Origin of the sequence: Lysobacter capsici, from assembly GCF_014779555.2 — a bacterium.
In the GTDB taxonomy this organism is placed as follows: Bacteria; Pseudomonadota; Gammaproteobacteria; order Xanthomonadales; family Xanthomonadaceae; genus Lysobacter; species Lysobacter capsici.
Map to the genome: position 1 here is coordinate 1,962,197 of NZ_CP094357.1, position 24,038 is coordinate 1,986,234.

The following is a 24,038-nucleotide window of genomic DNA, read 5'->3' on the forward strand; positions in this document are numbered from 1 at the left end:
TCGCTTTATTCGTCGTTGAGGCCTTTGGCCACGGCGTGGTTGTAGTAGGGACGCTCGCGGTCTTCCAGGATGTCGTAGAACCTGGCTAAGTCGTGCGGCGCCGGCTGCCGCCAGATCTGCGCCACTTCGGTGCCTTTCATCTTGAGCTGGTAGATGACCGAGTTCGCCGGCGGATCGAAGGGGCCGCGGCCGTTCGGGTTACGGTATGGCGCCCACCGGTCCCAGCGGAATCGCTTCGACGGTGGGGGGATGTGGACGGGCTCGGGCATGCCGAAATACTAGCGCCGGGCGTCTCAATTAGTAAGAATACTCACAAAGCCGACGTCCGCCGACGGCACAAGGGGCAGGGTATGGATACCGATGAATTCCTCAAACTGCTGGGGCAGCCATTTGGACTGGGGGCCGGGGCAGTCGTCGCCGTTTATGTAGTTCAATGGGTTCTAAGGCGGCTCGGCGCCGGCGGCGACGCGTATGCGGCGAAGAAGGGGCAAAACCTTGCCACCAAAGAAGACCTAGCGGATGCAGTCAAGCAGCTCAAAGAATTCGAGGAGACAAGAGCCGCGGTCGCTCACGAGGATTGGGTTGCGCGGGAGTGGAAAGCAGTTCGGGCACGACATCTAGAAGCGTTCGAAGGTGGGTTACAGGAGAGCTACGACTACGCTCAGGACCTGATGCAAGCTGCCATTTTTACCGCCAAGGAGGGGCTTGCCCGGAACGACGGCGGCGTCGCAATACGCTTGCGAACTCTGCAAAAGCTTTACTACCCAGAGCTTGCGGAAACATTAACGAAGTTCCAAGGCATTGCCGAAAGACTTCGAATTTTAGGCGCTCAGTACGAGTTCTTGAGGCGTCAGGAGCCACCGCCGCTTGATCGCATCGAGAAGGTTCTGTCGACCATAGAAATTGGGGATGCCGACCTTCGAGTAGCGCTTGAAGAGTGCTCCAGCGCTCTCGCTGAGGTGGCAAAGATCGTCTTCAACGTAACGCGCGGGGACGCCAGGCAGCGATGACACCCCAGCCCGCTGGCCCGGGGTGTCATCAAGGTGGCATCGGCGGGGTGTGTAAGTGATTGATCCGTTTGACGCGCGCTGTCGTGCTGTGTCGCGCTATGTCCCTGAAAACGCTCTACTTACGAGACCTTGACATGGTTGAGCGTAAGGCCTTGACTGACATTTAGGCGTGGCGGCGCAAGCCCGAGACAGAAAGGAGAAGGTGTGAACAAGGAAATGGTTGCCGAGATCGCCAAGTTACAGGCTGGGCAGTGGACGACCATCGACACTGCTCTGGTTCTGACGATGGTCCTGACGGCCGTGGTCTGTACCGTCGCCGCTTTTGCCGCGCCTTACCTTGCGAAAAGGGGGGAGATCCAGGCGACAAAGGACAGGTTCGAGGAAATCTTAGGTCAGCTGCGCAAGAACACAGAAGCCACCGAGCAAATTCGAACGGAGATCGCACATCAAGACTGGACGGCGCGGGAATGGAAGGCAACGCGCGGTAAGAAGCTTGAGGAACTGCTTTTGTTGGTCAGCGCGATGGACCGCTGGCACGATGAGCTTTGGAGCCTAACCATCCGGCGCGACTATGGGCAGCCGCCTGGTGTCGACCCCTCTGATCATGTGATCGCATTGCAGCTTATGTACTTCCCCGAGCTCCGAGATGTTGTACCACCCTGTGTCGGATTGTTTGCGAAGGTGAGGGCCGAGATTTTCGAGTTTCGGGCTCGTAACACAAGGATTTCGCAGAGCGACTGGGAAGCTGGCATTGACCGGGTAATGCTCCGAATGGCCAAACACTTTGACGAGGCCAGCATTGCGAGGCGCACACTCCAAGAAAGAGTGGTTGACGTGATGGTGGCGACCTTTGGCGATCAAGCGAAACCACCATCGCCTGCCGCAGCGATTTCCGCAGACGATGCGCGATAATGTCTGCGCCATCGGGGCGCGTGTATGGTCAACGCATCATCGGAATAGTGTGTAAGTGCCAGATTCAACTGATGATGGGGGGAGGATATGGATAAGGCGCTGGCGGAGGAAATCGCCCAGATCGTGCTGAGAGGGCTTTGGGCAAGCAAGGGCGAGTTCTTCCTCGCAATGACTATCTGGGCGCTCGTCAGTGGCTTATTCGCTTTCTTCGGCGCGTACTTGGCCAAGCTGGCGGAGGGGCGGGTCGCGGACAGGCGGTTCGAGACCCTCACCGCCCAGCTCGCAGTGACGACCACGACGGTCCAACGGATTCAGACTGAAGTGGCCCACGGTGAGTGGGCGCAGCGCGAATGGAAGTCGATTCGGCAGCGGAAGCTGGAGGAATTGCTCGGCGAAGCCGGGGCCGTCGAGGCCTTCTTGGATCATTGTCGTAACCAGCTGCCGCAAGCTCAGCCCCCGACACCCCCGCCCTTGCCGCTGGACAAGTTCGAGGTGCTGGTACACCTGTACTTCCCCGAGTTGCTCGATACTGGGCGCGCTTTCGCCACGTCGGCTAGGGCTGCGGTAATCACCCTGCATGAGTTCTGCATAGCCAACGGGGAGGCTGGCGGCCAAGATCCAATCGGCCTCTTTAACCAACACAACATTGCGATCATGGCGGCGCGAAGATCGGTTATAGATCGGCGCGCTGCTCTGGATGTGGCCGCCGTCCAGGTCGTACGCACCATCTTTGCTGGGCCGCCCGATGCTCCTGAAAATTAACTTGACTGATCCTTGCGCGCAGGCTTGCGGTGAGCGGTGCTCCTGAAAAATAACAGGGCTAACCTATTGATTTTCAAGTTGCAGCAAGTTGACTCTTAATCAATAGGTCCAAGGTTCGAATCCTTGACAGCCCACCAAATAAGAAAAGGGACTTGGCCGCAACGCCAAGTCCCTTTTTCTTTGTCCGGAGTTTCTTCGCCTGCAATTTCTTGGTCTGGAAATTCCTTCTGAATTTACGGCTCTGTTCGGCACCGCCGCGCACTGCGCATCGCGCAATACGGAGGCCGCATCACTGCCGGCCTCCCGTCGGTTGTATCGCTCAGTCGAAAACCTGTTCCTTGGCGAGCGCGATCAGCCGGTCGTACTGCTCGAGGAAGCCCGCGGGCGCTTTTCCGCCCTGGGTGAATGCCGCTCGCATGCTGTCGGCCACGGCCGTGTATTCGCTGGCGATGCGCCGGCGATAGTCGGTATCGGCCGTTCTGATCATGGCCTTGAGCAAGACGTCGTGGGCCGCCAAGGTGGCGAAAATCTTGTCCATGAGGTTGATCTCATGAGCCGAGGGGGCGTTGCGGTCGTTGCCGGACATGGGAACTCCAATTGCCGTGACGGGAAGGCGCGCCGTGATGGGCGAGCCTGAAGGACTCTGCAGGTTCCCGTCAGTTTACGGTTCCCGTGCCGAGCCCGGCCATGCCGGGTCCCGCGGCCGATTCCGACCACGCCGCGCAGACCTTCGTTTGTGTAAGAACGCGATGTCGATTCGCGCCCTGCTGGTTCGTCGGACTCAGTGAGGGCTTCACCTCGCTTAGGAGATCACCCATGAGTGGCACCGTCCGCCTGCATCGCGTCTTTACCGCCCCGGCCGAGCGCGTCTACCGCGCCTTCCTCGACGCCGCCGCCCTGTCCAAATGGCTGCCGCCGGACGGCTTCACCTGCACCGTGCATGAGCTGGAGGCGCGGGTCGGCGGCAAATACCGCATGACCTTCACCAATCTGTCGTCCGGCAACGGCCACAGCTTCGGCGGCACGTATCTGGAACTGGTGCCGAACGAACGCATCGTCCACGACGACCGCTTCGACGATCCCAATCTGCCGGGCACGATGGTCACCACGATCAGCTTGCGCGCGGTCTCGTGCGGCACCGAAGTGCAGATCGTGCAGGAGGGCATTCCCGACGTGATTCCGGTCGAGCAGTGCTATCTCGGTTGGCAGGAATCGTTGACCCTGCTGGAGCGCCTGGTCGAGCCGACGATTCCGGATTGATGCTCGCTTGTGCGCGAGCGCGCGGTCCGGGATTCGGGTCCTGAGTTGCGCATCCCGTCGAACGGCATCGGCACGAGGCGTGACGAACTTGCCGTGATGAGGATCGAGGACGTCGCGATCGCGCGAGTCCGATCACGACCATGGGCGCCGGCACCCGATCAGCCGGCGCGCATCCCGGTGCGAGTCTTCACCGATCAACTGCCGCGATGGATCGCCGGATGCGACGCAACGAAAAGGCCCGGCATATCCGCCGGGCCTTTTCCGTTCAGTGGGTCGCCCAGGATTGCGGCGACGTGCCATCGCCGCGGCGGCGGCTGAACGCTTGCGGGATCATGGGGTGTAGCAGGGGCCGCCGCCGATCGGGCACGACTTGACGAACACCCATTTGTAATTGGTGCAGGTGTAGTAGTTACGCCGTCCGTTCTGCACGACGGTCGTCGTGGCGCCGTTGGGACTGCACGACTGTCCCGCCACCTGCGCGCTTGCGGTACCGCCAGCGCCGATCATCAGCCCCGCCGCGAACACCGCGGCCGCCACCTTCTTCATCATCGTCGAATTCATCACTTGCTCCATGTGCATAACAATGTCGCTGGATTGGTTCGCGGACATTCGCGGGACATGCGACATGCAACCTGGATCCGCGTATGCCGGCACGGGCAGCCAGCGCTTCTGTCCGTTGTCGGGTATCGCGCTTCGCGCATCGGATGCAGTCGGCGAAGCTCGAGCCGGGACACGTGACGAATCAGGGATAACCTATTTTTCATTCGCTGTCAGACGTTCGCGTGCACGGCGCAAAACGAAAGCGTGATCTTCATCGGCACTTCGCGTCCGTGGACATGTCGATCGCGTATCCGCTCGCGATTGCTTGCGCGCCGATTGCGCTCTTCGCATTTCGCGGCTGAATGTTCGATCGATAGACGCATGTGTCATCGCATCGGCGCAGTCATGCGGCGGCTGATCGTCGAAATGGAAAGACGCTTGGCTTACTGCGGTCGCTTTTTTCTTTGTTCGCTGCGGGCAAGTGGCGATGCGTATTGCTGCATTTCTGACGAATCGGAATCGGCCGCAGAAGACCGGTTTTGTTCGCAGCGATGAGGCAGTGATGATCGATCCGAAGGTCGAGCGGACTCGGTCAGAACCCATCGATCATTCGATCCGCCGCCATCGCCAACGCATCCACGATAGCCGGAGCAGCCGATGGCCTCGTCGAATGTGTGGGTGTCGCAAGCGTGATGGTCCGCGAATATCCATTCGATGGAGCTACGGATAAAAGTGTCGATGAGCATCACGCTTTGGACGTGATCGACAGACGCCAACCGCGCACAACGGCCGAAAAATCGGCTATCCCTGTTCGTCACGTGTCCAGGTCTGAACTCCGCCGATTCATTCGTCGCCCCCACGACAGCACCGGTACCCGACTACGGACAGAATCGCTGGCTGTCCGTGCTGCCATTCGCGGTCGCGAGTTTCATTCGCATGCGGCCGCGAATGCCCGCGAATCGTTCCAGCGACATCATGTTATGCAAAGGGAGCAAGGAATGAATCGGACTATGATGAAGAAGATGGCGGCCGTGGTGTTCGCGGCGGGTCTGGCGATCGGCGCCGGCGGCACCGCGAGCGCGCAGGTGGGCGGCCAGTACTGCAATCCCAACGGCGCCACCACGACCATCGTGCAGGGCAGCTGGAGGTACTACTACACCTGCAGCAGCCACAAGTGGGTGTTCGTCAAGGCATGCCCGATCGGCGGCGGGCACTGCATCTTCTGATCGTAATCATGCGGGCCGTTCCGGTCGGTGCGTGGCGACAGTCATGTCGCCGCGAATCCTGGACGGTCCCATGAATCGAAAAGGCCCGGCACAGATGCCGGGCCTTTTTGTTTGCGCCAACTCATCGTGCTGTCGGAGCGAGCGATTGGTTGCATGGGGCGGAATGCATCAGTTCGATCGAGCCGTCGGCGCCGCACGATCGGCGCCGCGATTCCATTCACTCGATCGCGACGCTCTGGGATTTCGCGCAAATACTGACGTTGCGTTTCATTGCGCGCCTGACCTGGCGGCACTTCACCTATCGCGCGGTAGCGAAGCGATCCGCGAGCGCATCGGTCGCGGTGACCAGCGCATCCACGATCGCCGGATCCGCCGCGCTGTGTCCGGCCAGGACGATCTTGAGTTCGGCTTCCGGCCACGCCGCGGCCAGGTCGATCGCGCTCTTCGCCGGACAGATGATGTCGTAGCGACCTTGCACGATCGTCGCCGGAATCTGGCGGATGCGATCGACATCGCGCAGCAGCTGATCGGGCTGCAGGAACACCTGATGACGGAAGTAATGCGCCTCGGCGCGCGCGACGCTGATCGCCACCTGCGGCTGTTCGAAATTGCCCGCTTCGTTCGGATCGTGGATCAAGGTGGTGCTGCCGCCTTCCCAGTACCCCCACGCCTGCGCCGCGGCCAGGCGCACCTCCGGATCGTCGCTGTCGAGCCGGCGCCAATAGGCTTCGGTCAGATTGTCGTGTTCGGCTTCGGGAATGTGGGCGAGGTAGTGCGCCCAGCGTTCCGGGAAGATCCAGCGCGCGCCGCCGTCGAGTTCGTTGAACCAGCGCAGTTCGCCCGGCCGTCCCAGGAAAATGCCGCGCAGCACCAGGCCGAGCGTGCGTTCGGGATGGGCCTGGCTGTAGGCGAGGGCGAGGGTGGAGCCCCACGAACCGCCGAACACTACCCAGCGCTCGATGCCGAAATGCTCGCGGATCGTTTCGATGTCCGCGACCAGATGCTGGGTGGTGTTGTCGCGCAATTCCGCGTGCGGCGTCGACTTGCCCGCGCCGCGCTGATCGAACAGCACGATCCGATAGCGCCTCGGGTCGAAAAAGCGGCGGTGATACGGCGACACGCCCGCGCCCGGCCCGCCGTGCAGGAACACGACCGGCAGGCCGTCGGGATTGCCGCATTCTTCGATATGCAGCTCGTGCAGGTCGTCCACGGCCAGACGGTGAGTGCGGTAGGGCTCGATCTCGGGAAACAGTTCGCGCACGGGAAGGGATTCCGTTGGGTTTCGCCGAGCATAGCCGCGCGGTCGCGCGGGTGTCTTTGCGGGCTCGGTGGCGATCACGCACGAGTGCGCGGCGGTGTCGGACCAGGGCGGCGGCCGGCGGGTGCGGTGGGCTGCGGCGTTTGTGGTCGCAGCGTAGGCCGGGGGCGCGCCGATCGTCCCGGCCACCGCGATCGCGGGGCGATTTTTCGCCGCGCGCCGGCTAGAATGCGCCGGCCGCCTCGTTTCGATGCCGGCGCTGCGCGAAAGTGGCGGAATTGGTAGACGCACTGGATTTAGGTTCCAGCGGGTAACCCCCGTGCGGGTTCGAGTCCCGCCTTTCGCACCAAGGCGTCTGGCCTGAAGGCCATCCGCCTCGAACGCCCCAATGGCAGGCGATTCCGGCCGGGGCTTTCCCCGTTGTGGCATCAGGGCCGCTCGTTGCGGCGAATCCCGCGGTCAGTCTCAGCCTCCAGCGCCCCACCGAGACAGGATTGGCCCTGCCAGGGCCGCGCCGCCGCCCGCCTGCGTCCCACCCAAAGCGTCCGTACCCCCATCCCGATCGCCAAAACGCGACCAATCGCCCGCAAAACCCCGCCCAAGGCCGATCCGGCGGCCGTTGACGCTGGCAGCGGCGGCCTTTATCGGCCAAACTAGCAAGTTCCGCTGACCGGGACTGCTGCCGCCCAGGCCAGCGGCCGGACAGGATCATCAACATCGTCGCCGCGGCAGGTGCCGCGGTCGCAGGAGTGGATATGCAAGTTTCGCTCGAATCGCTGGGCTCGCTGGAACGCCGTCTGACCTTCAGCCTCCCCGCCGAAAATCTGGAAACCCAGGTCGGTGGCCGCCTGCGCGAAATCGCGCGCGACGCCAAGATCAAGGGCTTCCGTCCCGGCAAAGTGCCGACCAAGGTGATCGAGCAGCGCTTCGGCGCCCAGGTCCGCGCCGAAATCCTCGACGGCCTGCTGCGCGAAAGCTTCAGCAACGCCGTGCGCGAGGAAAAGCTGCAGATCGCCGGTAACCCGCGCATCGAGCCGGCCGCCGAGGGCGGCGAAACGCTGTCGTACATCGCCACCTTCGAAGTCGTGCCGGATTTCGGCGACATCGACGTGAGCAAGCTGCAGGTCCTTCGCCACACCGCCGAAGTGACCGACACCGACATCGACGCGATGATCGAGAACCTGCGCCTGCAGCGCCGCACCCTGACCACGGTCGAGCGCCCGGCCCAGGCCGGCGACGTGGTCGAGCTGGAAACCTGGAGCCAGGTCGGCGACGAACGCCTGCCGGCCGAGGGCGCCGAGTACGGCAGCACCCAGATCGGCTCGGAATCGATGTTCAAGCCGCTCGAAGACGCCATGATCGGGGTCAAGGCCGGCGAGGAAACCGTCGCCGAGGTCGAATTCCCGGCCGACTGGCGCGCGCCGCAGCTGGCCGGCCAGAAGGCCAGCGTGCATCTCAAGCTCAACCACGTGTCCGAGCCGGTGCTGCCGGAGGTCGATGCGGCCTTCATCAAGAGCTTCGGCGTGAAGAGCGGCGATGTCGAGCAGTTCCGCAACGACATCCGCACCAACCTGGAGCGCGAGCTCAAGGGCGCGCTGATGACCCGCCTGCGCCGCGAAGTCGGCGAGCAGCTCATCGCCGCCTACGAGTCGGTCGAAATGCCGCCCAAGCTGGTCGAGAACGAAGCCCGCGACATGGTCTGGCAGACCGTCGAGCAGGCCCGTCGCCAAGGCCGTCAGATCGAAGCCCCGGCCGATGCGCACCTGAACTACATGGACGCCGCCCGCAAGCGCGTGCTGGTCGGCCTGCTGGTCGGCGAGATCGCGCGCCGCAACGAGCTGCGTCTGGAGCCCAAGCGCGTCAACGAGACCCTGCGCCTGATCGCCTCGACCTACGAGGAGCCGCAGCAGGTGATCGACCTGTACCGCAACGACCAGCAGCTGATGGCCGGCCTGCAGAACCGGGTGATGGAAGAGCAGGTGATCGATTGGATCGCCGAGCGCGCCCAGCACACCGAGCAGCCGCTGTCGTTCAGCGAGGCGATCCGCCCGAACTGAGCGGCGTCGCGCACGGCCGGCGCGATCGCTCGCGCCGGCGCTTCCGGACCCGTTGCGGACGCTGTCCGGAACGGGCGCGGGGAACCGCCAAAACGTTTTTAGCAATCGCGCCTCTTGCGCTGCGGTCCGGCCGGCCCCAAGTTGGCCGGACCGCGCTGCGTTTATCAGCGCACTTCTACGTCAGCCAATAGGTGCCGTTGAACATGGACAACCGAACCAAAGCCTTGAACCTGGTGCCGATGGTGGTCGAACAGACCAGCCGCGGCGAGCGCGCGTACGACATCTACTCGCGCCTGCTCAAGGAACGCATCATCTTCCTGGTCGGCGGCGTCGACGACCACGTCGCCAACGTCATCGTGGCGCAGATGCTGTTCCTGGAAGCCGAAAATCCCGAAAAGGACATCAGCCTCTACATCAACTCGCCCGGTGGCGTGGTCACCGCCGGCATGGCGATCTACGACACCATGCAGTACATCAAGCCCGACGTGAGCACGATCTGCATCGGCCAGGCCGCCAGCATGGGCGCCTTGCTGCTGGCCTCGGGCGCCAAGGGCAAGCGTCTGGCGCTGCCGAATTCGCGCGTGATGATCCATCAGCCGCTCGGCGGCTTCCAGGGTCAGGCGACCGATATCGACATCCACGCCCGCGAGATCCTGACCCTGCGTCAGCGCCTCAACGAGATTCTGGCCAAGCACACCGGCCAGGACCTGGAGACGATCGCCCGCGATACCGAGCGCGACAACTTCAAGAGCGCCCAAGCCGCACTCGAATACGGCCTGATCGATCAGGTCGTGGACCGTCGCCCCGAAGAGTCGGTGCAGCCGTCCTGAGTCAGGCCGCGGACCCGGTAATGACGCAAACCCTTGATCGCGCTGGGAATCCAGGGCGAGGCCCACGCGACAGGGTAGGCCGGGGACGCTGTGTTATTCTCGGGTCGGCATAACTGAATCAGCGTTGGCGGCGCTTGCCGCCAAGGCTTTTTGGGCATATTAAGAACCAGGCTTCACACTGAGCAGCAACGGACCCCACCAAGCATGACCGACGATCGACAAGGACGCAGCACGGGCGACAGCAACAAGATCCTGTATTGCTCGTTCTGCGGTAAAAGCCAGCACGAAGTCCGCAAGCTGATTGCGGGTCCGAGCGTCTTCATCTGCGATGAATGCGTCGAGCTTTGCAACGACATCATCCGTGAGGAGCTCGAGGAAAAGGCGCAGTCGGCACGCAGTCATCTGCCCAAGCCGCGCGAGATCCTCGAGGTGCTGGACCAATACGTGATCGGCCAGCTGCGCGCCAAGCGCACGCTTGCTGTGGCCGTGTACAACCACTACAAGCGCATCGAGAGCCGGCAGAGGAACGACGACGTCGAATTGTCGAAGTCGAACATCCTGCTGGTCGGCCCGACCGGTTCGGGCAAGACGCTGCTGGCCGAAACGCTGGCGCGGCTGCTCAACGTGCCGTTCACGATCGCCGACGCCACCACCCTGACCGAAGCCGGTTATGTGGGCGAAGACGTCGAGAACATCATCCAGAAGCTGTTGCAGAAGTGCGATTACGATGTCGAGAAGGCCCAGCAGGGCATCGTCTACATCGACGAAATCGACAAGATCTCGCGCAAGAGCGACAACCCCTCGATCACCCGCGACGTGTCCGGCGAAGGCGTGCAGCAGGCGCTGCTCAAGCTGATCGAAGGCACTGTAGCCAGCGTGCCGCCGCAGGGCGGGCGCAAGCATCCGCAGCAGGAATTCCTGCAGGTCGACACGCGCAACATCTTGTTCGTGGTCGGCGGCGCGTTCGCGGGCCTGGACAAGATCATCCAGCAGCGCAGCACCGAAGCCGGCGGCATCGGTTTCGGCGCCAAGGTCAAGAGCAGCGAGCGCAAGGTCGAGATCGGCAAGATCCTGGCCGAAGTCGAGCCCGAGGACCTGATCAAGTTCGGCCTGATCCCCGAGTTCGTCGGCCGCCTGCCGGTGGTCGCCACGCTCGAGGAACTCGACGAAGCGGCGCTGATCTCGATCCTGACCGAGCCCAAGAACGCGATCACCAAGCAGTTCCGCAAGCTGTTCGAGATGGAGAGCGTCGAGCTCGAGTTCCGTCCCGACGCGCTCGCGGCGATCGCGCGCAAGGCGCTCAAGCGCAAGACCGGCGCGCGCGGCCTGCGCACCATCGTCGAATCGGTGCTGCTGGACACGATGTATGAACTGCCGTCGCTGGAAAACGTCAGCAAGGTGGTCGTCGACGAGTCGGTGATCGAGCACAAGTCCGAGCCGTATCTGATCTATCAGACGCCGCCGGCGCAGCCGAAGGTCGCCGCGGCCGAGTAAGCGGCGGCAGCGCGAGGCTGCGGCCATCGCGGGCGATAACGAAAAGACCAGACGCTCGCGTCTGGTCTTTTTCGTTGTGGGGACGCGCGATCAGGGACGCGTTGAGGCGGTGGTTGGCCCGCAAGGCAGTCTCGGGCTCGGATTTCATCACCCAGGCCGCGGCAAACACCCGGCGCTTTTCAGCTTGCGCTGACCTGGGCCGAAAACATCGGCGGTGAGGCGCTTTACGGAGCCTCGAATGCCGCGATTCATCGGGTCTGCGCGACCGCTGGCGGCGCCACTGGCATGGGCGAAGCAGGGAAGCCCCGAAACCATCCCGGCACCGCCGGCAGAGGCAGCCAGGCCCGGGGATGAATGGTGGGCCGCGGCATCCCGCCGACCTGTCCGATCCGCGCCCGGATCGGCGTGTGTTCAGTCAAGAACGGCGTAAGGTGCGAATCAGGCGCCCGCGTTACCGGCCGCGTGCCGGTCCGCGCTTGCCGACTGTGGACAAGGCTGGAGCTTTGCATGCCGAAAACGCTTCAATCCACTGATTAACAACGGTTTTAAAGGACAACGGACCGCCGCTGCACACGCCGCGCTTGCATCGCTCAGGCGGCAACCCCATAAATCGGTCATGGCGGCCGTAGTGGCCGCAGATCGTATTCATCTGGAGTCCGCATGTCAGACCATACCGAACACGAAATCCTGCAATTGCCGGTGTTGCCGCTGCGCGACGTGGTCGTGTTCCCGCACATGGTGATCCCGCTGTTCGTCGGACGCGACAAGTCCATTCGCGCGCTCGATCAGGCGATGGAATCCGACAAGCGCATCCTGCTGGTCGCGCAGAAGTCCGCCGAGACCGACGACCCCGCCGCCGAGGATCTGTACGAGATCGGCACGCTCGCGCAGGTGCTGCAATTGCTCAAGCTGCCCGACGGCACGATCAAGGTGCTGGTCGAGGGCGTTTCGCGCGTCGCCGTCAGCGAAGTGATCGAGCGCGACGGCGCCTTGTCGGGGCAGGCCGTCATCGTCGAGCCGAACCTCGATCGCGAAGAACGCGAGATCGAGGCGATCGCGCGTTCGCTGATGGGCTTGTTCGAACAGTACGTCAAGACCAATCGCAAGCTGCCGCCGGAGCTGATGCAGACGCTCGCCGGCATCGACGAACCCGGCCGTCTGGCCGACACTGTCGCCGCCCACCTGGGCGTGCGCATCGGCGACAAGCAAAAGCTCCTGGAGACCCACGCCATCGGCGCGCGCCTGGAGCAGCTGGTCGGCCTAGTCGACGGCGAGATCGACGTGCAGCAGCTGGAAAAGCGCATCCGCGGCCGCGTCAAGTCGCAGATGGAGAAGAGCCAGCGCGAGTACTACCTCAACGAGCAGATGAAGGCGATCCAGAAGGAGCTCGGCGAGATCGACGATGCGCCCAACGACATCGACGAACTCACGCGCAAGATCGCCGAGGCCGGCATGCCCAAGCCGGTCGAGACCAAGGCCAAGGCCGAACTCAACAAGCTCAAGCAGATGTCGCCGATGTCGGCCGAAGCCGCGGTCGTGCGCAACTATCTGGACTGGCTGCTCGGCGTGCCGTGGAAGAAGCGCAGCAAGATCCGCAAGGACCTCAAGGCCGCGCAGGACGTGCTCGACGCCGATCACTTCGGCCTGGAGAAGGTCAAGGAGCGCATCCTTGAATACCTCGCCGTGCAGACGCGCGTGAAAAACATGAAGGGCGCGATCCTGTGCCTGGTCGGCCCGCCCGGCGTGGGCAAGACCTCGCTGGGTCAGTCGATCGCCAAGGCCACCAATCGCAAGTTCGTGCGCATGTCGCTCGGCGGCGTGCGCGACGAGGCCGAAATCCGCGGTCACCGTCGTACCTATGTGGGTTCGATGCCGGGCCGCATCGTCCAGAACCTCAACAAGATCGGCACCAAGAACCCGCTGTTCGTGCTCGACGAAATCGACAAGATGTCGATGGACTTCCGCGGCGATCCGTCCTCGGCGCTGCTGGAAGTGCTCGATCCCGAGCAGAACCATTCGTTCAACGACCACTACCTCGAAGTCGATCTGGACTTGAGCGAAGTGATGTTCGTGGCGACCTCCAACTCGCTCAATATTCCCGGCCCCTTGCTCGACCGCATGGAAGTGATCCGCATCCCGGGTTACACCGAGGAGGAGAAGCTCAGCATCGCCATGCGTTATCTGCTGCCCAAGCAGATCAAGGCCAACGGCTTGAAGGTCGAGGAGATCAAGATCGCCGAGTCGGCGGTGCGCGATATCGTGCGCTACTACACGCGCGAGTCGGGCGTGCGCAATCTCGAGCGCGAGATCTCCAAGATCTGCCGCAAGGTGGTCAAGGAAATCGCGCTGGCCGGTCCGAAGCCGAAGAAGGGCAAGGACGGCGTGCATACGATCAGCTCGAAGAACCTCGAGAAGTATCTGGGCGTGCGCCGCTTCGATTTCGGCCGCGCCGAAGAGCAGAACGAAGTCGGTCTGGTCACTGGCCTGGCCTGGACCGAAGTCGGCGGCGATCTGTTGCAGGTCGAAGCCACGCTGGTGCCGGGCAAGGGCCAGTTGATCCTCACCGGCCAGCTCGGCGACGTGATGAAGGAATCGGCGTCGGCGGCGTTGTCGGTGGTGCGTTCGCGCGCCGAACACCTCGGCATCGACGTGGAGTTCCTGCAGAAGCACGACGTGCACGTGCATGTGCCCGAAGGCGCGACGCCGAAGGACGGCCCGAGCGCGGGCATCGGCATGGCCACCGCGCTGGTGTCGATGCTGACCAAGAATCCGGTCAAGGCCGATGTGGCGATGACCGGCGAGATCACCTTGCGCGGTCGCGTGCTGCCGATCGGCGGCTTGAAGGAAAAATTGCTGGCGGCGCTGCGTGGCGGCATCCGCACCGTGATCATTCCCGAAGAGAACCGCAAGGATCTGGTCGATCTGCCCAAGAGCGTGACCCAGGGTTTGAACATCGTGCCCGCGCGCTGGATCGACGAGGTGCTCGGCCTCGCGCTCGAGCGTCCGATCACGCCGACGCCGCCCGCCGGCGAAGGCGAACTTCCGGTTCGCGAAAACAACAAGAGCAATTCGCAGCCCGACGTCAAGCACTGACTCGGGCCGCTGGTCGGAATCCATCGTCCCGGGGCAATAAAAATCGCTGAAAGCCGCGCCACAGCTAGCTTTCAAGCTTGCGCCCCCAAAATGCCGCTGGTATAACGACCGCAACCGCGCTGCAGCATCCCCACAACAAATCTGCAGAACGGCACACTTGATCGGAACGTTCGCCTCCTGCGGCGTTCGTTCCGATTCTCAGAACACGCGGTCACACCGCACAGGGAGTCAAGAAACTAATGAACAAGGCCGAACTCGTAGGCGCCGTTGCCGAAACCGCCGAGCTGTCGAAGACCGACGCTACCGCCGCCGTCGATGCACTGATCGACGTCGTCACCAAGGCGCTCAAGAAGGGCGACACTGTCACGCTCGTAGGCTTCGGCACCTTCCAGGTGCGCCAGCGCGCCGCGCGCCAGGGCCGCAACCCGAAGACCGGCGAGACCATCAAGATCGCGGCTTCGCAGAATCCTTCCTTCAAGGCTGGCAAGGCGCTGAAGGATGCTGTAAACTAAGCAGCTCGCCGACGATGCCAACGCATCGAAGGCAGAATCGAAGCAACGAACCCAGATGCTCGGGTGCTTAGCTCAGCGGTAGAGCGTCTCCTTTACACGGAGAGGGTCGGGGGTTCGAAACCCTCAGCACCCACCAGACTCTGGTCTTTCTGCCGCCCAGTCCGCCTGAACACGGATTGCCCAGCAAGACGCGAGTCGGGTTCGTACTTCGAAAGTTTCAAAGCAGCGGAGTGGTAGTTCAGTCGGTTAGAATGCTGGCCTGTCACGCCGGAGGTCGCGGGTTCGAGTCCCGTCCACTCCGCCAGTTTTGCCAGAGGCGCCGGGAACGGCGCCTTTGTTTTTATATAAGTGAGAGCCCTGTATTTTCGGTCGCGACCCGGCCGGCGGATTCGGGGTTAACTGCAAAAGTTTCAAAGCGCGGAGTGGTAGTTCAGTCGGTTAGAATGCTGGCCTGTCACGCCGGAGGTCGCGGGTTCGAGTCCCGTCCACTCCGCCAGTTTCTCCAAAGGCATCGGCAACGATGCCTTTGTTTTTTCCAGGTTTTGCGCGGCACCGGCAACGGCGCCTGCGTTTTAAAAAGGCGCCCCGCAACGGGCGCCTTTTTTCTTGCTTCGAGATTGTGGTGGCGGCGTTTGTCCGGATCGCGATGGCGCCTGGTCTGAATCCGGCCGGGGCCGGCGAGGATCGGGCAGGGCAGCAGCGGCGACCGATTCGCCGGACGGAACCCCGGCGCATCGCCCCCTGGCCCTTAGCCTCTGGCGTCCGTCCTGGCGTGGCGGTCCCCGACCGTCCCCGCGAATGCGACCGACGTCGCCCCCTCCCGCCCACGGCCCGGAACCGCGCTAAACTGTCCGGCTTACGACTGAACGCGACCCGGACAATGCTGCAGACACTTCGCGACAAGACCTCTGGCTGGATCGCCACGGTGATCCTGGGACTGCTGATCATTCCCTTCGCCTTCGTCGGCATCGAGCAATACCTCGTGCAGCGCGTCGACAGCGCGGTCGCGCGCATCGAGATCGCGCCGACGTGGTGGCGTTCGGCGCCGTCGTGGTGGCCCGCTTCGATGCTGTGGAAGCACGAGTCGATCGATCGCTCGCAGTTCGACGAGCGTTTCCAGCAAGAACGCGAACGTCGCCGCGCCCAGCAGGGCGAGCAGTTCGACGCGCGCGAGTTCGAGACCCTGGAAAGCAAGCGCGAAGTGCTGGAGCTGTTGATCGACGAACGCGTGCGCAAGCTCGCCGCCGACGTCGACGGCCTGGCGGTCAGCGACGCGCTGGTGGTCAAGACCATCCAGAGCATTCCCGACTTCCAGGACGGCAACGGCAAGTTCAGTCAGGAACGCTACGTGCTCGGCCTGCAGATGCGCCAGCCGGCGCAGACGCCGGCGCAGTTCGAACAGTTCGTGCGCGAACGGCTGATGGAAGGCCTGCTGACCAGCAGCGTCGGCCAGAGCAACTTCCTCACCCACAGCGAGATCGATCGACTGGTCAAGCTGATGGGCGAAAAGCGCGACGTCAGCCTGGTGATGCTGCCGGCGCCGGCCGCGGACACCTCCGAAGTCGCCGCCGCCGATATCCAGAAGTGGTACGACAGCCACGCCAAGGATTTCCGCGCGCCCGAGAGCGTCAACATCGAATACGTCGAAGTGATCGGCGCGAACCTGCCGCCGCCGGCGCCGCCGACCGAACAGGCGCTGCAAGAGCGTTACAAGAACGAGCAAAAGCGCTTCCTCGCCGAAGAACAGCGGCAGATCTCGCACATCCAGATCAACGTGCCCGAAGGCGCCGATGCCGCCGCGCAGAAGGCCGCCGAAACCAAGGCCAACCAGATCGCCGCGCAGGCCAAGGCGCCGGGCGCCGATTTCGCCGCGCTGGCGCGCGCCAACAGCGACGACCTGGGTTCCAAGGCCGCCGGCGGCGACCTGGGCTGGGTCGGCAAGGGCGCGATTCCCGGTGCGTTCGACACCGCCGCGTTCAAGCTCAAGGCCGGCGAAGTCAGCGCGCCGGTGAAAGACGAAAGCGGTTGGCACGTGATCCTGGTGCGCGAGATCAAGAGCGGCCAGCAGCAGCCGTTCGAACAGGTGCGCGAGGCGCTGGTGCGCGAGGAAACCGAGTCGCTGCGCGAGAACGCGTTCAAGGACGTCTCGGGCAAGCTGGTCGATCTGGTCTACAAGAACCCGACCACGCTCGAAGGTCCGGCCAAGCAGATGAATCTGCCGCTGCTCAAGCTCGGCCCGATCACCCGCGACGCCGCCAGCAACACCGGCATCGCCAAGAATCCGGCGGTGATCCGCGCGGCGTTCTCCGAGGCGCGCATCCAGGACAACACGGTCAGCGATCCGATCGATATCGGCCAGGACCACAGCGTGCTGATCCGGGTCGTGGCGCACACGCCCGAGCGCGCGCTGCCGTTGGCTCAGGTCCGCGACAAGGTGATCGCCGCGGTGCGCGCCGATCGCACCGCCAAGGCCGCCGAGAAGGAAGCCGACGCGCTGGTCGCGCGCATCAACGGCGGCGAGACCATCGCCGCGGTCGCCGCGTCCAAGCAGTTGCCGGCGCCGGAAACGCTGCCCGACGTCGCCCGCGGCATGCCGCTGCCGACGCCCGAAGTCAGCGAGGCGATCTTCCTGGTCAAGGCACCGGCCGCGGGCAAGGTCGCGGCCGGCAAGGCCGGGCTGCCCGATGGCCGCATGGTGCTGTTCGCGATCAACAAGGTCGTGCCGGGCAAGGCGTCGGATATTCCGGCGACGCAGATGGACATGCTGCGCACCCAGATCACCCAGATGGGCGGTATCGACGAAAGCCGCGAGCTGACCTCGGCGCTGCGCAAGCGCATGCAGATCAAGGTGATGGACGACAACTTGCGCTGAGCGCGGGCGGGCTGCGAGCCGTCGCGGATGACGGTGATCGCGGGCACCATCTGGCCTTTCACGCAGGTTCGCACGGTCCGCCGCGGGGCGTTTTCATAACGCTCCGCGGTGCGCGCGACGCATTCGAGGAGATAAGCCGTGGATTACGGCGAGGGCTTGGCCTACGTCTTCTTCCTGGTTGAGGGCCTGTGTGTGCTGGGCGCCTTGTTGCTGGTCTGGCACCGGTTTCGTCCCTTGCCCCGATGGGCGGCCGCGTTGGGTATCGCGCGCTGGTTGATCGTCGCGATCGGTGGATTGGCGGGCGGCTGGGTGATGTATCTGGCGATGACGGCCGTGGATTCATGGGCACGCTTGATGGCCTATGTCGCGGCCCTGACGTTTTCGCCGGCGATCGCCTCGGCGCTGGTCGCCCTTGCAGTCAGGCCGCGGCGCTGAGGACGGCGTAGTCGATCGGCTGGTTTCGGCATGGCTCGGATTTACACGACGAAAGGCCTGGCATCCGTCGGGCTTTTTTTATGCGCCGGCGAAGGCCGGTCCTTCACGGATGTTGGCCGGTCGGCCCGACCTCGCGGCCGTCAGCGCGATCGCGGTGGCTTGGCTACCATGCGCGCATGAAAAGCAGACTGATCGCCGTCGGCGAACGCGCGCCGCGCTGGGTCGCCGAGGGTTTCGGCGAGTACCAGAAGCGTTTGTCGCATTGGTTGCCGCTGGAACTGGTCGAGATCGAACCGGGCCTGCGCGGCAAGGGCCGCGACGCGGTGCGCGCGACCCAGGACGAAGGCGCGCGCGTGCTCGCCGCGCTGCCGAAAAACGCTTGCGTGGTCGCGCTGGAAGGCCGTGGGCGCTTGTGGACCTCGGAACAGCTCGCGCAGCGTCTGGAGCATTGGCGCGGGCAGGGGCGCGACCTCGCGTTCCTGATCGGCGGACCGGAAGGGCACGCGCCCGAGGTGCTGGCGCGCGCCGATGAGCAATGGTCGCTGGGTCCGCTGACCTTGCCGCATATGTTGGTGCGGCTGGTGGCGGCGGAGCAGTTGTATCGGGCGGCGGCGTTGCTGGTGAATCATCCGTATCACCGGGCCTGAGGGCTGGGGTTTGGGATTTGGGAATCGGGATTTGGGAATCGGGAATCGGGAGTCGGGAGTCGGGAATCGGGAATCGGGAGTTGGGAGTTGGGAGTTGGGAGTTGGGAGTCGGTTTGCCGAGTCTGTTTTTGCTCGTCATCCCCGCGAAGGCGGGGATCCAGGGCTTTATCCAGGCATGACTCTGAAGTCTCTGGATCCCCGCTTTCGCGGGGATGACGAGCAAATGCGAGGATGCTTCGTCGTCGGTCGTCGGTCGTCCGTCATTCGTCATCCGTCATCCGTGATCTGTGATCTGTAATGCTTTATCGGTCATCGGTCATCGGTCATCGGTGATCGGTCATCCGTCATCCGTCATCTGTTGATTGTTAGCTGCTAACTTTTCGTCATCAGGCATCAGGCATCAGGCATCAGGCATCAGGCAACACCAACAGCCAACACCAACAGCCCTACGCACCTTCGACTGTCATGCGAGAACACATCGTTGTCGCCGCGCTGCCGCAAACATCGACGCCCGATTCCCAATTCTCGATTCCCCATTCCCGAACCAAAAAAAGCCCGGGCCAAGGCCCGGGCTTTTTGGTTCAACGCGCGAAAGAAACCTTACTGCTCCAGCTTGAACTCGATCGGCACGCGGCCGCGGGCCTGGACCGGCTGGCCGTTGCTCATCGCCGCCTGGAACTTCCAGCGCGACTTGACCACCCGGATCGCGGCCTGGTCGAGCAGGCGATGGCCGCTGCTGCGCACCACGGTCACGTCGATCGGCTTGCCGTCGATGCCGACCAGGATCTCCAGTTCGACCACGCCGGTGAGGTTTTCGCGCACCGCCTGCGGCGGGTAGGTCGGCGGCGGGCTGCTGAGCGCCTGCAGCGATGCGCCGGTGAGCACCTGCGGGCCGACGTCGATCGACGGCGGAGTGAACGCGGCCACGGTGTCGGAGCCGAGCACGTCGCCGATCTGCGGGGTGTCGTTGACCACGATCGGCGGCGGTTCGACCGTCTGGGTCTGCTGGATCGTCGGCCGCGGCTTGGGATCGCGGACGACCTGCTGCACCGGCAGCGGCGGAGGCGGCGGCACGATGATCTTTTTCTCGGGTTTGACCAGGATGACCTGGATGGCCTCGCTGATCGGTTCTTGAATCAGCCTGGGCGCGCTCAGCGGAACCAGCATCAACATCAGCATGGCCGCGTTGAAGGCGATGGCGCCGGCGTTGGCGGCGATGCGGGTGCCGTCGAGCTGGGTGGAGTGGGAAGGGATCGCGCGAACCATGTGCTGCCTCCTTGGATTGTCTACACATCACAGACAACGACTGGATACCGCCAACGGGGTCGAATCAGAAAGCGGTCTCGTGTCACAAAGTTGCGCCGGCGCGGGGCGGTAATGCAAGCGGTTCTCGTTTGCGACTTTGGTCGCTGGCGATACCCGGGCAATCGCCACGGCCGCTGGCATCGGCGCGGCGGCGATGCGGGATTTCGCCAGGGTTTTTCGAGAGTCGGCGGAGTGGGCGAGCCTCGCCGATGTGCAATCCGCATGTGGCGTATCGCTGAACGGATGGCAACGAAGCTCGCCTCGGCATGCGCTTGGCCACTTGCGCGAGCCCGACCGCCGCGATCGTTGCGGCGGTAACTTTCATCGCCCGGGCCACAAAAACGAAGACCCGCTTGCGCGGGTCTCGTCTTCGATCATCGATGGCGTCGTCCCCGGCGCGACTATTCGCCGGCCGGGTCCTGATCGGCGCCGGGCTTGCGCTCCAGGCCGCCCTCGTCGGGATTGGGCGGTTTGCGCGGATGCGGCTGGCGCGCGTCGTCGGGGTCGCGCGGCTGCGGTTCCGGGTAGCCGGGGTTGCGCCCCGGCTTGGGGTCGGACGCCGGCGGCGTGGTCTTGTCGGGGCCGGCCATGCTTACTTGCCCAGCTCGAACACCACGTCGAGGCTCATCGACAAGGTGTTTTCGCCCGGCGACACCGAGGTGTCGGCGGCGGCGCCGGCCTTCTCCATGCGCATGGCCATCATCGGCATCGGCATCGGCGGGGCGAAGCGGCCGCCTTCGCTGACGCTGACGATGCGGCGCACCTTCATGCCGAGGGTCTTGGCGTACATCTCGGCGCGGGCCTGGGCCTTCTCGATCGCGCCGCGGCGCGCTTCGTCGAAGGCGACGTCCTTTTCCTTGTCGTCGATGTCGAAGGTCGGGCCGTTGATCTGGTTGGCGCCGGTGGCGACCAGCGAATCGAGGATCTTGCCGAGCTTGGACAGATCGCGCACGACCAGGTTGACGTTGTTGTTGGCCTGGTAGCCGGTGATCGCCGGCGGCTGGTTCTCGACGTAGCGGTACTGCGGGCTGAGGTTGATGCCGCTGGTCTGGATGTCGCGCTCGGCGATGCCGGCGGCCTTGATCGCGGCGACGACCTTGGCCATCTGCTCGGCGTTCGCGCGCATCGCGGCGTTGGCGTCGGCCGCCTGGGTCACCACGCCGGTCGAGATCGTGGCGATGTTCGGGGTGCGCTTGGCGTCGGAGGTCGCCGATACCGACAGCAGGGTGCTGTCGTTGGCGACATAGCCGGACGGGGTCTGGGCGGAAGCGGTCATGGCGGTTGCGGCTCCGAAGGCGAGGGCGGCGGCGAGCGCCAGCGGGCGCAGCGAGTTGCGGATGGATGCGTTGCCGATGGAGCGGGAACGGGCAACGGTGTACGTGGACGACGACCGGGTCATGTGCAACTCCTTGGTGGACGAGGCTAGGGTCTTGCTGAACAGGTTAACGAACCGTGATTCGGTGCGGGGTTTGCTCCAAATGGCGTGGGCTGGCGCTCAGTCAGCCCGGGTTATGCTTTTGCGCATGCTCTATCTCGCCTCCCAGTCGCCGCGGCGACGCGAATTGCTCGGCCGCCTCGGCCTGGAATTCGGCCTGCTCGAACTCGATGTCCCCGAACACCGTCAGCCCGGCGAGCCGGCGTTCGACTATGTGCGCCGTGTCGCCCGCGAGAAGGCCGGCGCCGGCCTGCTCAAGGTCATGGGCAATCCCAACGCGGTGGTGCTGGGTTCGGACACCGAGGTCGTGCTCGACGATGAAGTGTTCGGCAAGCCGCGCGATCCGGCCGATGCCGCGGCCATGCTGCGGCGCCTGTCCGGGCGCACCCATCAGGTGATTTCGGCGGTCTCGCTGGTGTCGCCTTCGCGCGAAGCGCAGGCGGTGTCGATCTCGGACGTGACGTTCGCCGAACTCGACGAGGCCACGATCGCGCGCTACGTCGCCAGCGGCGAACCCGACGGCAAGGCCGGCGCGTATGCGATCCAGGGCGGCGCGGAGGTGTTCGTGACCCGCCTGGCCGGCAGCTATTCCGGGGTGATGGGGCTGCCGCTGCACGAAACCGCGCGCCTGCTGCGCGAGTTCGGTTACGGCGCCTGACGGCACGGGCGCGGCGTGGGCGCCGTGCATGACAATACTTCGACGGCGTGGAACTTAAGGTGCCGCGCCCCCTTCCCATCCAGTACGTCTGACTTAGGACCCGCGCCGCCTCATGACTGAAGAGATCCTGGTCAACGTCACTCCGCGCGAAACCCGCGTCGCCGTCGTCGAGAACGGCATGCTGCAGGAACTGCACATCGAGCGCGGCTGGCGCCGGGGCGTGGTCGGCAACATCTACAAGGGCAAGGTGCAGCGGGTGATGCCGGGCATGCAGGCGGCGTTCGTCGAGATCGGCCTGGAGCGCGCGGCGTTCCTGCACGCGGCCGACATCGTCAAGTTCAATCAGCTCAGCGAAGGCGAGGGCGAAGGCGATGCCGCGCCGCTGCCGCCGACCCCGACTCGGCCGATCGCCGAACTGCTGCGCGAGGGCCAGGACATCATCGTGCAGGTGGTCAAGGACCCGATCGGCAGCAAGGGCGCGCGCCTGACCACCCAGCTCAGCATTCCCTCGCGCTATCTGGTGCTGCTGCCGCGCACCCGCGTGGTCGGGGTGTCGGCGCGGATCGAGGACGAGGCCGAACGCGCGCGTCTGAAGTCGCTGGTCACCACCCTGGCGCCGAGCGGCGACCATCACGGTTACATCGTGCGCACCAACGCCGAGGGCCAGCCCGAGGAAGCGCTGGCCGAGGACATCGGTTACCTGAGCCGGGCCTGGGCCTTGATCGCCGAGAAGTCCGGCAGCTGCAAGGTCGGCGAGCGCGTCTACGAGGACCTGAGCCTGCCGCTGCGCGCGGTGCGCGACCTGATCCGCCGCGACGTGGAGAAGGTCAAGGTCGACTCGCGCGAGACCTGCGAACGCCTGCGCAGCTTCGCCGCCCAGTACATGCCGGGCCTGGCCGAGAAGATCGAGCACTACACCGGCGCGCGGCCGATCTTCGACCTGTACGGGGTCGAGGACGAGATCCAGCGCGCGCTCGACAAGGAGGTGCCGCTGAAGTCCGGCGGCTATCTGGTCATCGACCAGACCGAGGCGATGACGACCATCGACGTGAACACCGGTTCGTTCCTGGGTCAACGCAATCTGGAGGAAACCGTTTACCGCACCAACCTCGAGGCGGCCCAGTCGGTCGCCCGGCAACTGCGGCTGCGCAACCTGGGCGGAATCATCATCATCGACTTCATCGACATGACCGACCAGGAGCACCGCCGGCAGGTGCTGCGCCAGTTGGAAAAGGCGTTGACCCGCGATCATGCCAAGACCACGGTGTACGAGTTCTCGCCGCTGGGTCTGGTCGAGATGACCCGCAAGCGCACCACCGAGAGCCTGGAGCGCCAGCTCAGCGAGGCCTGCCACGAATGCGGCGGCCGCGGCACCTTGAAGACCCCGGAGACGGTGACCTATGAAATCTTCCGCGACATCGTCCGCCAGGTGCGCCAGTTCGACGCCGCGCGCCTGCTGGTGATCGCCTCGCCGAAAGTGGTGGCGCGCATCACCGACGAAGAGTCCGCGGCGGTGGCCGAGCTGGAGGAATTCCTCGGCAAGTCGATCCGTTTTCAGCCGGACGATCAGTATGCGCAGGAGCAGTTTGATGTTGTGCTGCTATAAAAACACGCTCCTGTCGATTTCCCTTCTCCCGCGAGCGGGAGAAGGTGGTCCGAAGGACCGGATGAGGGCGCGCGAAAGTCTGCCTGCGTCGGTTCCTGCGATCTCGCATGCCCTCACCCCAACCCT

Annotated in this window: 22 protein-coding genes and 5 tRNA genes; 20 read left to right on the forward strand and 7 right to left on the reverse strand. The window is 64.2% G+C overall.

Annotated features, from left to right (window positions below; all coding sequences use genetic code 11):
- Positions 1-5: 5 nt before the first annotated feature.
- A complete protein-coding gene (locus tag IEQ11_RS08175) occupies positions 6-269 on the reverse strand; it encodes a hypothetical protein (RefSeq protein ID WP_191821891.1) in 264 nt (87 codons plus the stop codon).
- A gap of 81 nt (positions 270-350) precedes the next feature.
- Between IEQ11_RS08175 and IEQ11_RS08180 the strand changes: the two genes are divergently transcribed.
- The 4 genes from IEQ11_RS08180 (at position 351) to IEQ11_RS08195 (ending at position 2,821) form a co-directional block, all read left to right on the forward strand.
- On the forward strand, positions 351-1,010 hold the full coding sequence (locus IEQ11_RS08180; protein WP_191821892.1) for a hypothetical protein: 660 nt from the start codon (positions 351-353) through the stop codon (positions 1,008-1,010).
- A gap of 204 nt (positions 1,011-1,214) precedes the next feature.
- The gene (locus IEQ11_RS08185; protein WP_191821893.1) at positions 1,215-1,922 is read left to right on the forward strand and encodes a hypothetical protein; all 708 of its coding nucleotides are present in this window, start codon (positions 1,215-1,217) and stop codon (positions 1,920-1,922) included.
- Between the two features lie 87 nt (positions 1,923-2,009).
- Positions 2,010-2,684: a hypothetical protein gene (locus IEQ11_RS08190; RefSeq protein WP_191821894.1), complete on the forward strand. Its 675-nt coding sequence runs from the start codon at positions 2,010-2,012 to the stop codon at positions 2,682-2,684.
- Between the two features lie 55 nt (positions 2,685-2,739).
- Positions 2,740-2,821 (forward strand) — tRNA-Ser (locus IEQ11_RS08195).
- Positions 2,822-3,003: 182 nt separating this feature from the next.
- On the opposite strand, the gene IEQ11_RS08200 is transcribed toward IEQ11_RS08195, so the two are convergent.
- Positions 3,004-3,270, reverse strand: a complete 267-nt coding sequence (locus tag IEQ11_RS08200) for a hypothetical protein (RefSeq protein WP_191821895.1) — start codon at positions 3,268-3,270, stop codon at positions 3,004-3,006.
- A gap of 230 nt (positions 3,271-3,500) precedes the next feature.
- On the opposite strand from IEQ11_RS08200, the gene IEQ11_RS08205 reads away from it, so the two are divergent.
- A complete protein-coding gene (locus IEQ11_RS08205) occupies positions 3,501-3,944 on the forward strand; it encodes an SRPBCC family protein (RefSeq protein WP_191821896.1) in 444 nt (147 codons plus the stop codon).
- Between the two features lie 330 nt (positions 3,945-4,274).
- Here the strand turns inward: IEQ11_RS08205 and IEQ11_RS08210 are convergent, their stop codons facing one another.
- Positions 4,275-4,505 (reverse strand): hypothetical protein, encoded by a 231-nt coding sequence (locus tag IEQ11_RS08210; protein WP_148650280.1) that lies wholly within the window; start codon positions 4,503-4,505, stop codon positions 4,275-4,277.
- A 977-nt stretch (positions 4,506-5,482) separates the two neighbouring features.
- On the opposite strand from IEQ11_RS08210, the gene IEQ11_RS08215 reads away from it, so the two are divergent.
- Positions 5,483-5,710, forward strand: a complete 228-nt coding sequence (locus IEQ11_RS08215) for a hypothetical protein (protein WP_157753886.1) — start codon at positions 5,483-5,485, stop codon at positions 5,708-5,710.
- 298 nt (positions 5,711-6,008) lie between these two features.
- Here the strand turns inward: IEQ11_RS08215 and pip are convergent, their stop codons facing one another.
- Complete coding sequence (pip, locus tag IEQ11_RS08220) at positions 6,009-6,971, reverse strand: prolyl aminopeptidase (protein ID WP_191821897.1); 963 nt, start codon at positions 6,969-6,971, stop codon at positions 6,009-6,011.
- 260 nt (positions 6,972-7,231) lie between these two features.
- Here pip and IEQ11_RS08225 point away from each other — a divergent pair.
- From IEQ11_RS08225 to rlmH, 12 genes are all read left to right on the forward strand, one after another.
- Positions 7,232-7,317: transfer RNA gene (locus tag IEQ11_RS08225), tRNA-Leu, on the forward strand.
- Positions 7,318-7,723: 406 nt separating this feature from the next.
- A complete protein-coding gene (gene tig / locus IEQ11_RS08230; RefSeq protein ID WP_191821898.1) occupies positions 7,724-9,025 on the forward strand; it encodes a trigger factor in 1,302 nt (433 codons plus the stop codon).
- Positions 9,026-9,228: 203 nt separating this feature from the next.
- The gene (gene clpP, locus IEQ11_RS08235; protein WP_036110091.1) at positions 9,229-9,855 is read left to right on the forward strand and encodes an ATP-dependent Clp endopeptidase proteolytic subunit ClpP; all 627 of its coding nucleotides are present in this window, start codon (positions 9,229-9,231) and stop codon (positions 9,853-9,855) included.
- Positions 9,856-10,059: 204 nt separating this feature from the next.
- Complete coding sequence (gene clpX / locus IEQ11_RS08240; RefSeq protein WP_036109996.1) at positions 10,060-11,349, forward strand: ATP-dependent Clp protease ATP-binding subunit ClpX; 1,290 nt, start codon at positions 10,060-10,062, stop codon at positions 11,347-11,349.
- 660 nt (positions 11,350-12,009) lie between these two features.
- Positions 12,010-14,442 (forward strand): endopeptidase La, encoded by a 2,433-nt coding sequence (lon, locus tag IEQ11_RS08245; RefSeq protein ID WP_036109999.1) that lies wholly within the window; start codon positions 12,010-12,012, stop codon positions 14,440-14,442.
- A 239-nt stretch (positions 14,443-14,681) separates the two neighbouring features.
- Complete coding sequence (locus IEQ11_RS08250) at positions 14,682-14,954, forward strand: HU family DNA-binding protein (protein WP_036110003.1); 273 nt, start codon at positions 14,682-14,684, stop codon at positions 14,952-14,954.
- 61 nt (positions 14,955-15,015) lie between these two features.
- Positions 15,016-15,090 (forward strand) — tRNA-Val (locus IEQ11_RS08255).
- A gap of 91 nt (positions 15,091-15,181) precedes the next feature.
- A tRNA-Asp gene (locus IEQ11_RS08260) sits at positions 15,182-15,258 on the forward strand.
- A gap of 115 nt (positions 15,259-15,373) precedes the next feature.
- A tRNA-Asp gene (locus IEQ11_RS08265) sits at positions 15,374-15,450 on the forward strand.
- Between the two features lie 384 nt (positions 15,451-15,834).
- Positions 15,835-17,826 carry a SurA N-terminal domain-containing protein gene (locus IEQ11_RS08270; protein WP_096414068.1) on the forward strand — a complete coding sequence of 664 codons (1,992 nt, stop codon included), beginning with the start codon at positions 15,835-15,837 and terminating at the stop codon, positions 17,824-17,826.
- Positions 17,827-17,964: 138 nt separating this feature from the next.
- Positions 17,965-18,261 (forward strand): hypothetical protein, encoded by a 297-nt coding sequence (locus tag IEQ11_RS08275; protein ID WP_191821899.1) that lies wholly within the window; start codon positions 17,965-17,967, stop codon positions 18,259-18,261.
- 176 nt (positions 18,262-18,437) lie between these two features.
- Positions 18,438-18,908 (forward strand): 23S rRNA (pseudouridine(1915)-N(3))-methyltransferase RlmH, encoded by a 471-nt coding sequence (gene rlmH / locus IEQ11_RS08280; protein ID WP_056109240.1) that lies wholly within the window; start codon positions 18,438-18,440, stop codon positions 18,906-18,908.
- A gap of 600 nt (positions 18,909-19,508) precedes the next feature.
- Here the strand turns inward: rlmH and IEQ11_RS08285 are convergent.
- The 3 genes from IEQ11_RS08285 to IEQ11_RS08295 form a co-directional block, all read right to left on the reverse strand.
- Entirely contained in the window at positions 19,509-20,174 is a 666-nt protein-coding gene (locus tag IEQ11_RS08285; RefSeq protein WP_051547814.1) for an energy transducer TonB, read from the reverse strand.
- A 440-nt stretch (positions 20,175-20,614) separates the two neighbouring features.
- Positions 20,615-20,803: a hypothetical protein gene (locus IEQ11_RS08290; protein ID WP_036113626.1), complete on the reverse strand. Its 189-nt coding sequence runs from the start codon at positions 20,801-20,803 to the stop codon at positions 20,615-20,617.
- 2 nt (positions 20,804-20,805) lie between these two features.
- Positions 20,806-21,552, reverse strand: a complete 747-nt coding sequence (locus IEQ11_RS08295; protein WP_036113752.1) for an SIMPL domain-containing protein — start codon at positions 21,550-21,552, stop codon at positions 20,806-20,808.
- Between the two features lie 184 nt (positions 21,553-21,736).
- Here IEQ11_RS08295 and IEQ11_RS08300 point away from each other — a divergent pair, with 184 nt between their 5' ends.
- Positions 21,737-22,306, forward strand: coding sequence for a Maf family protein (locus IEQ11_RS08300; protein WP_281439923.1), 570 nt, complete (start codon positions 21,737-21,739; stop codon positions 22,304-22,306).
- A gap of 112 nt (positions 22,307-22,418) precedes the next feature.
- Positions 22,419-23,912, forward strand: a complete 1,494-nt coding sequence (gene rng / locus IEQ11_RS08305; RefSeq protein WP_036113641.1) for a ribonuclease G — start codon at positions 22,419-22,421, stop codon at positions 23,910-23,912.
- Positions 23,913-24,038 lie beyond the last annotated feature (126 nt).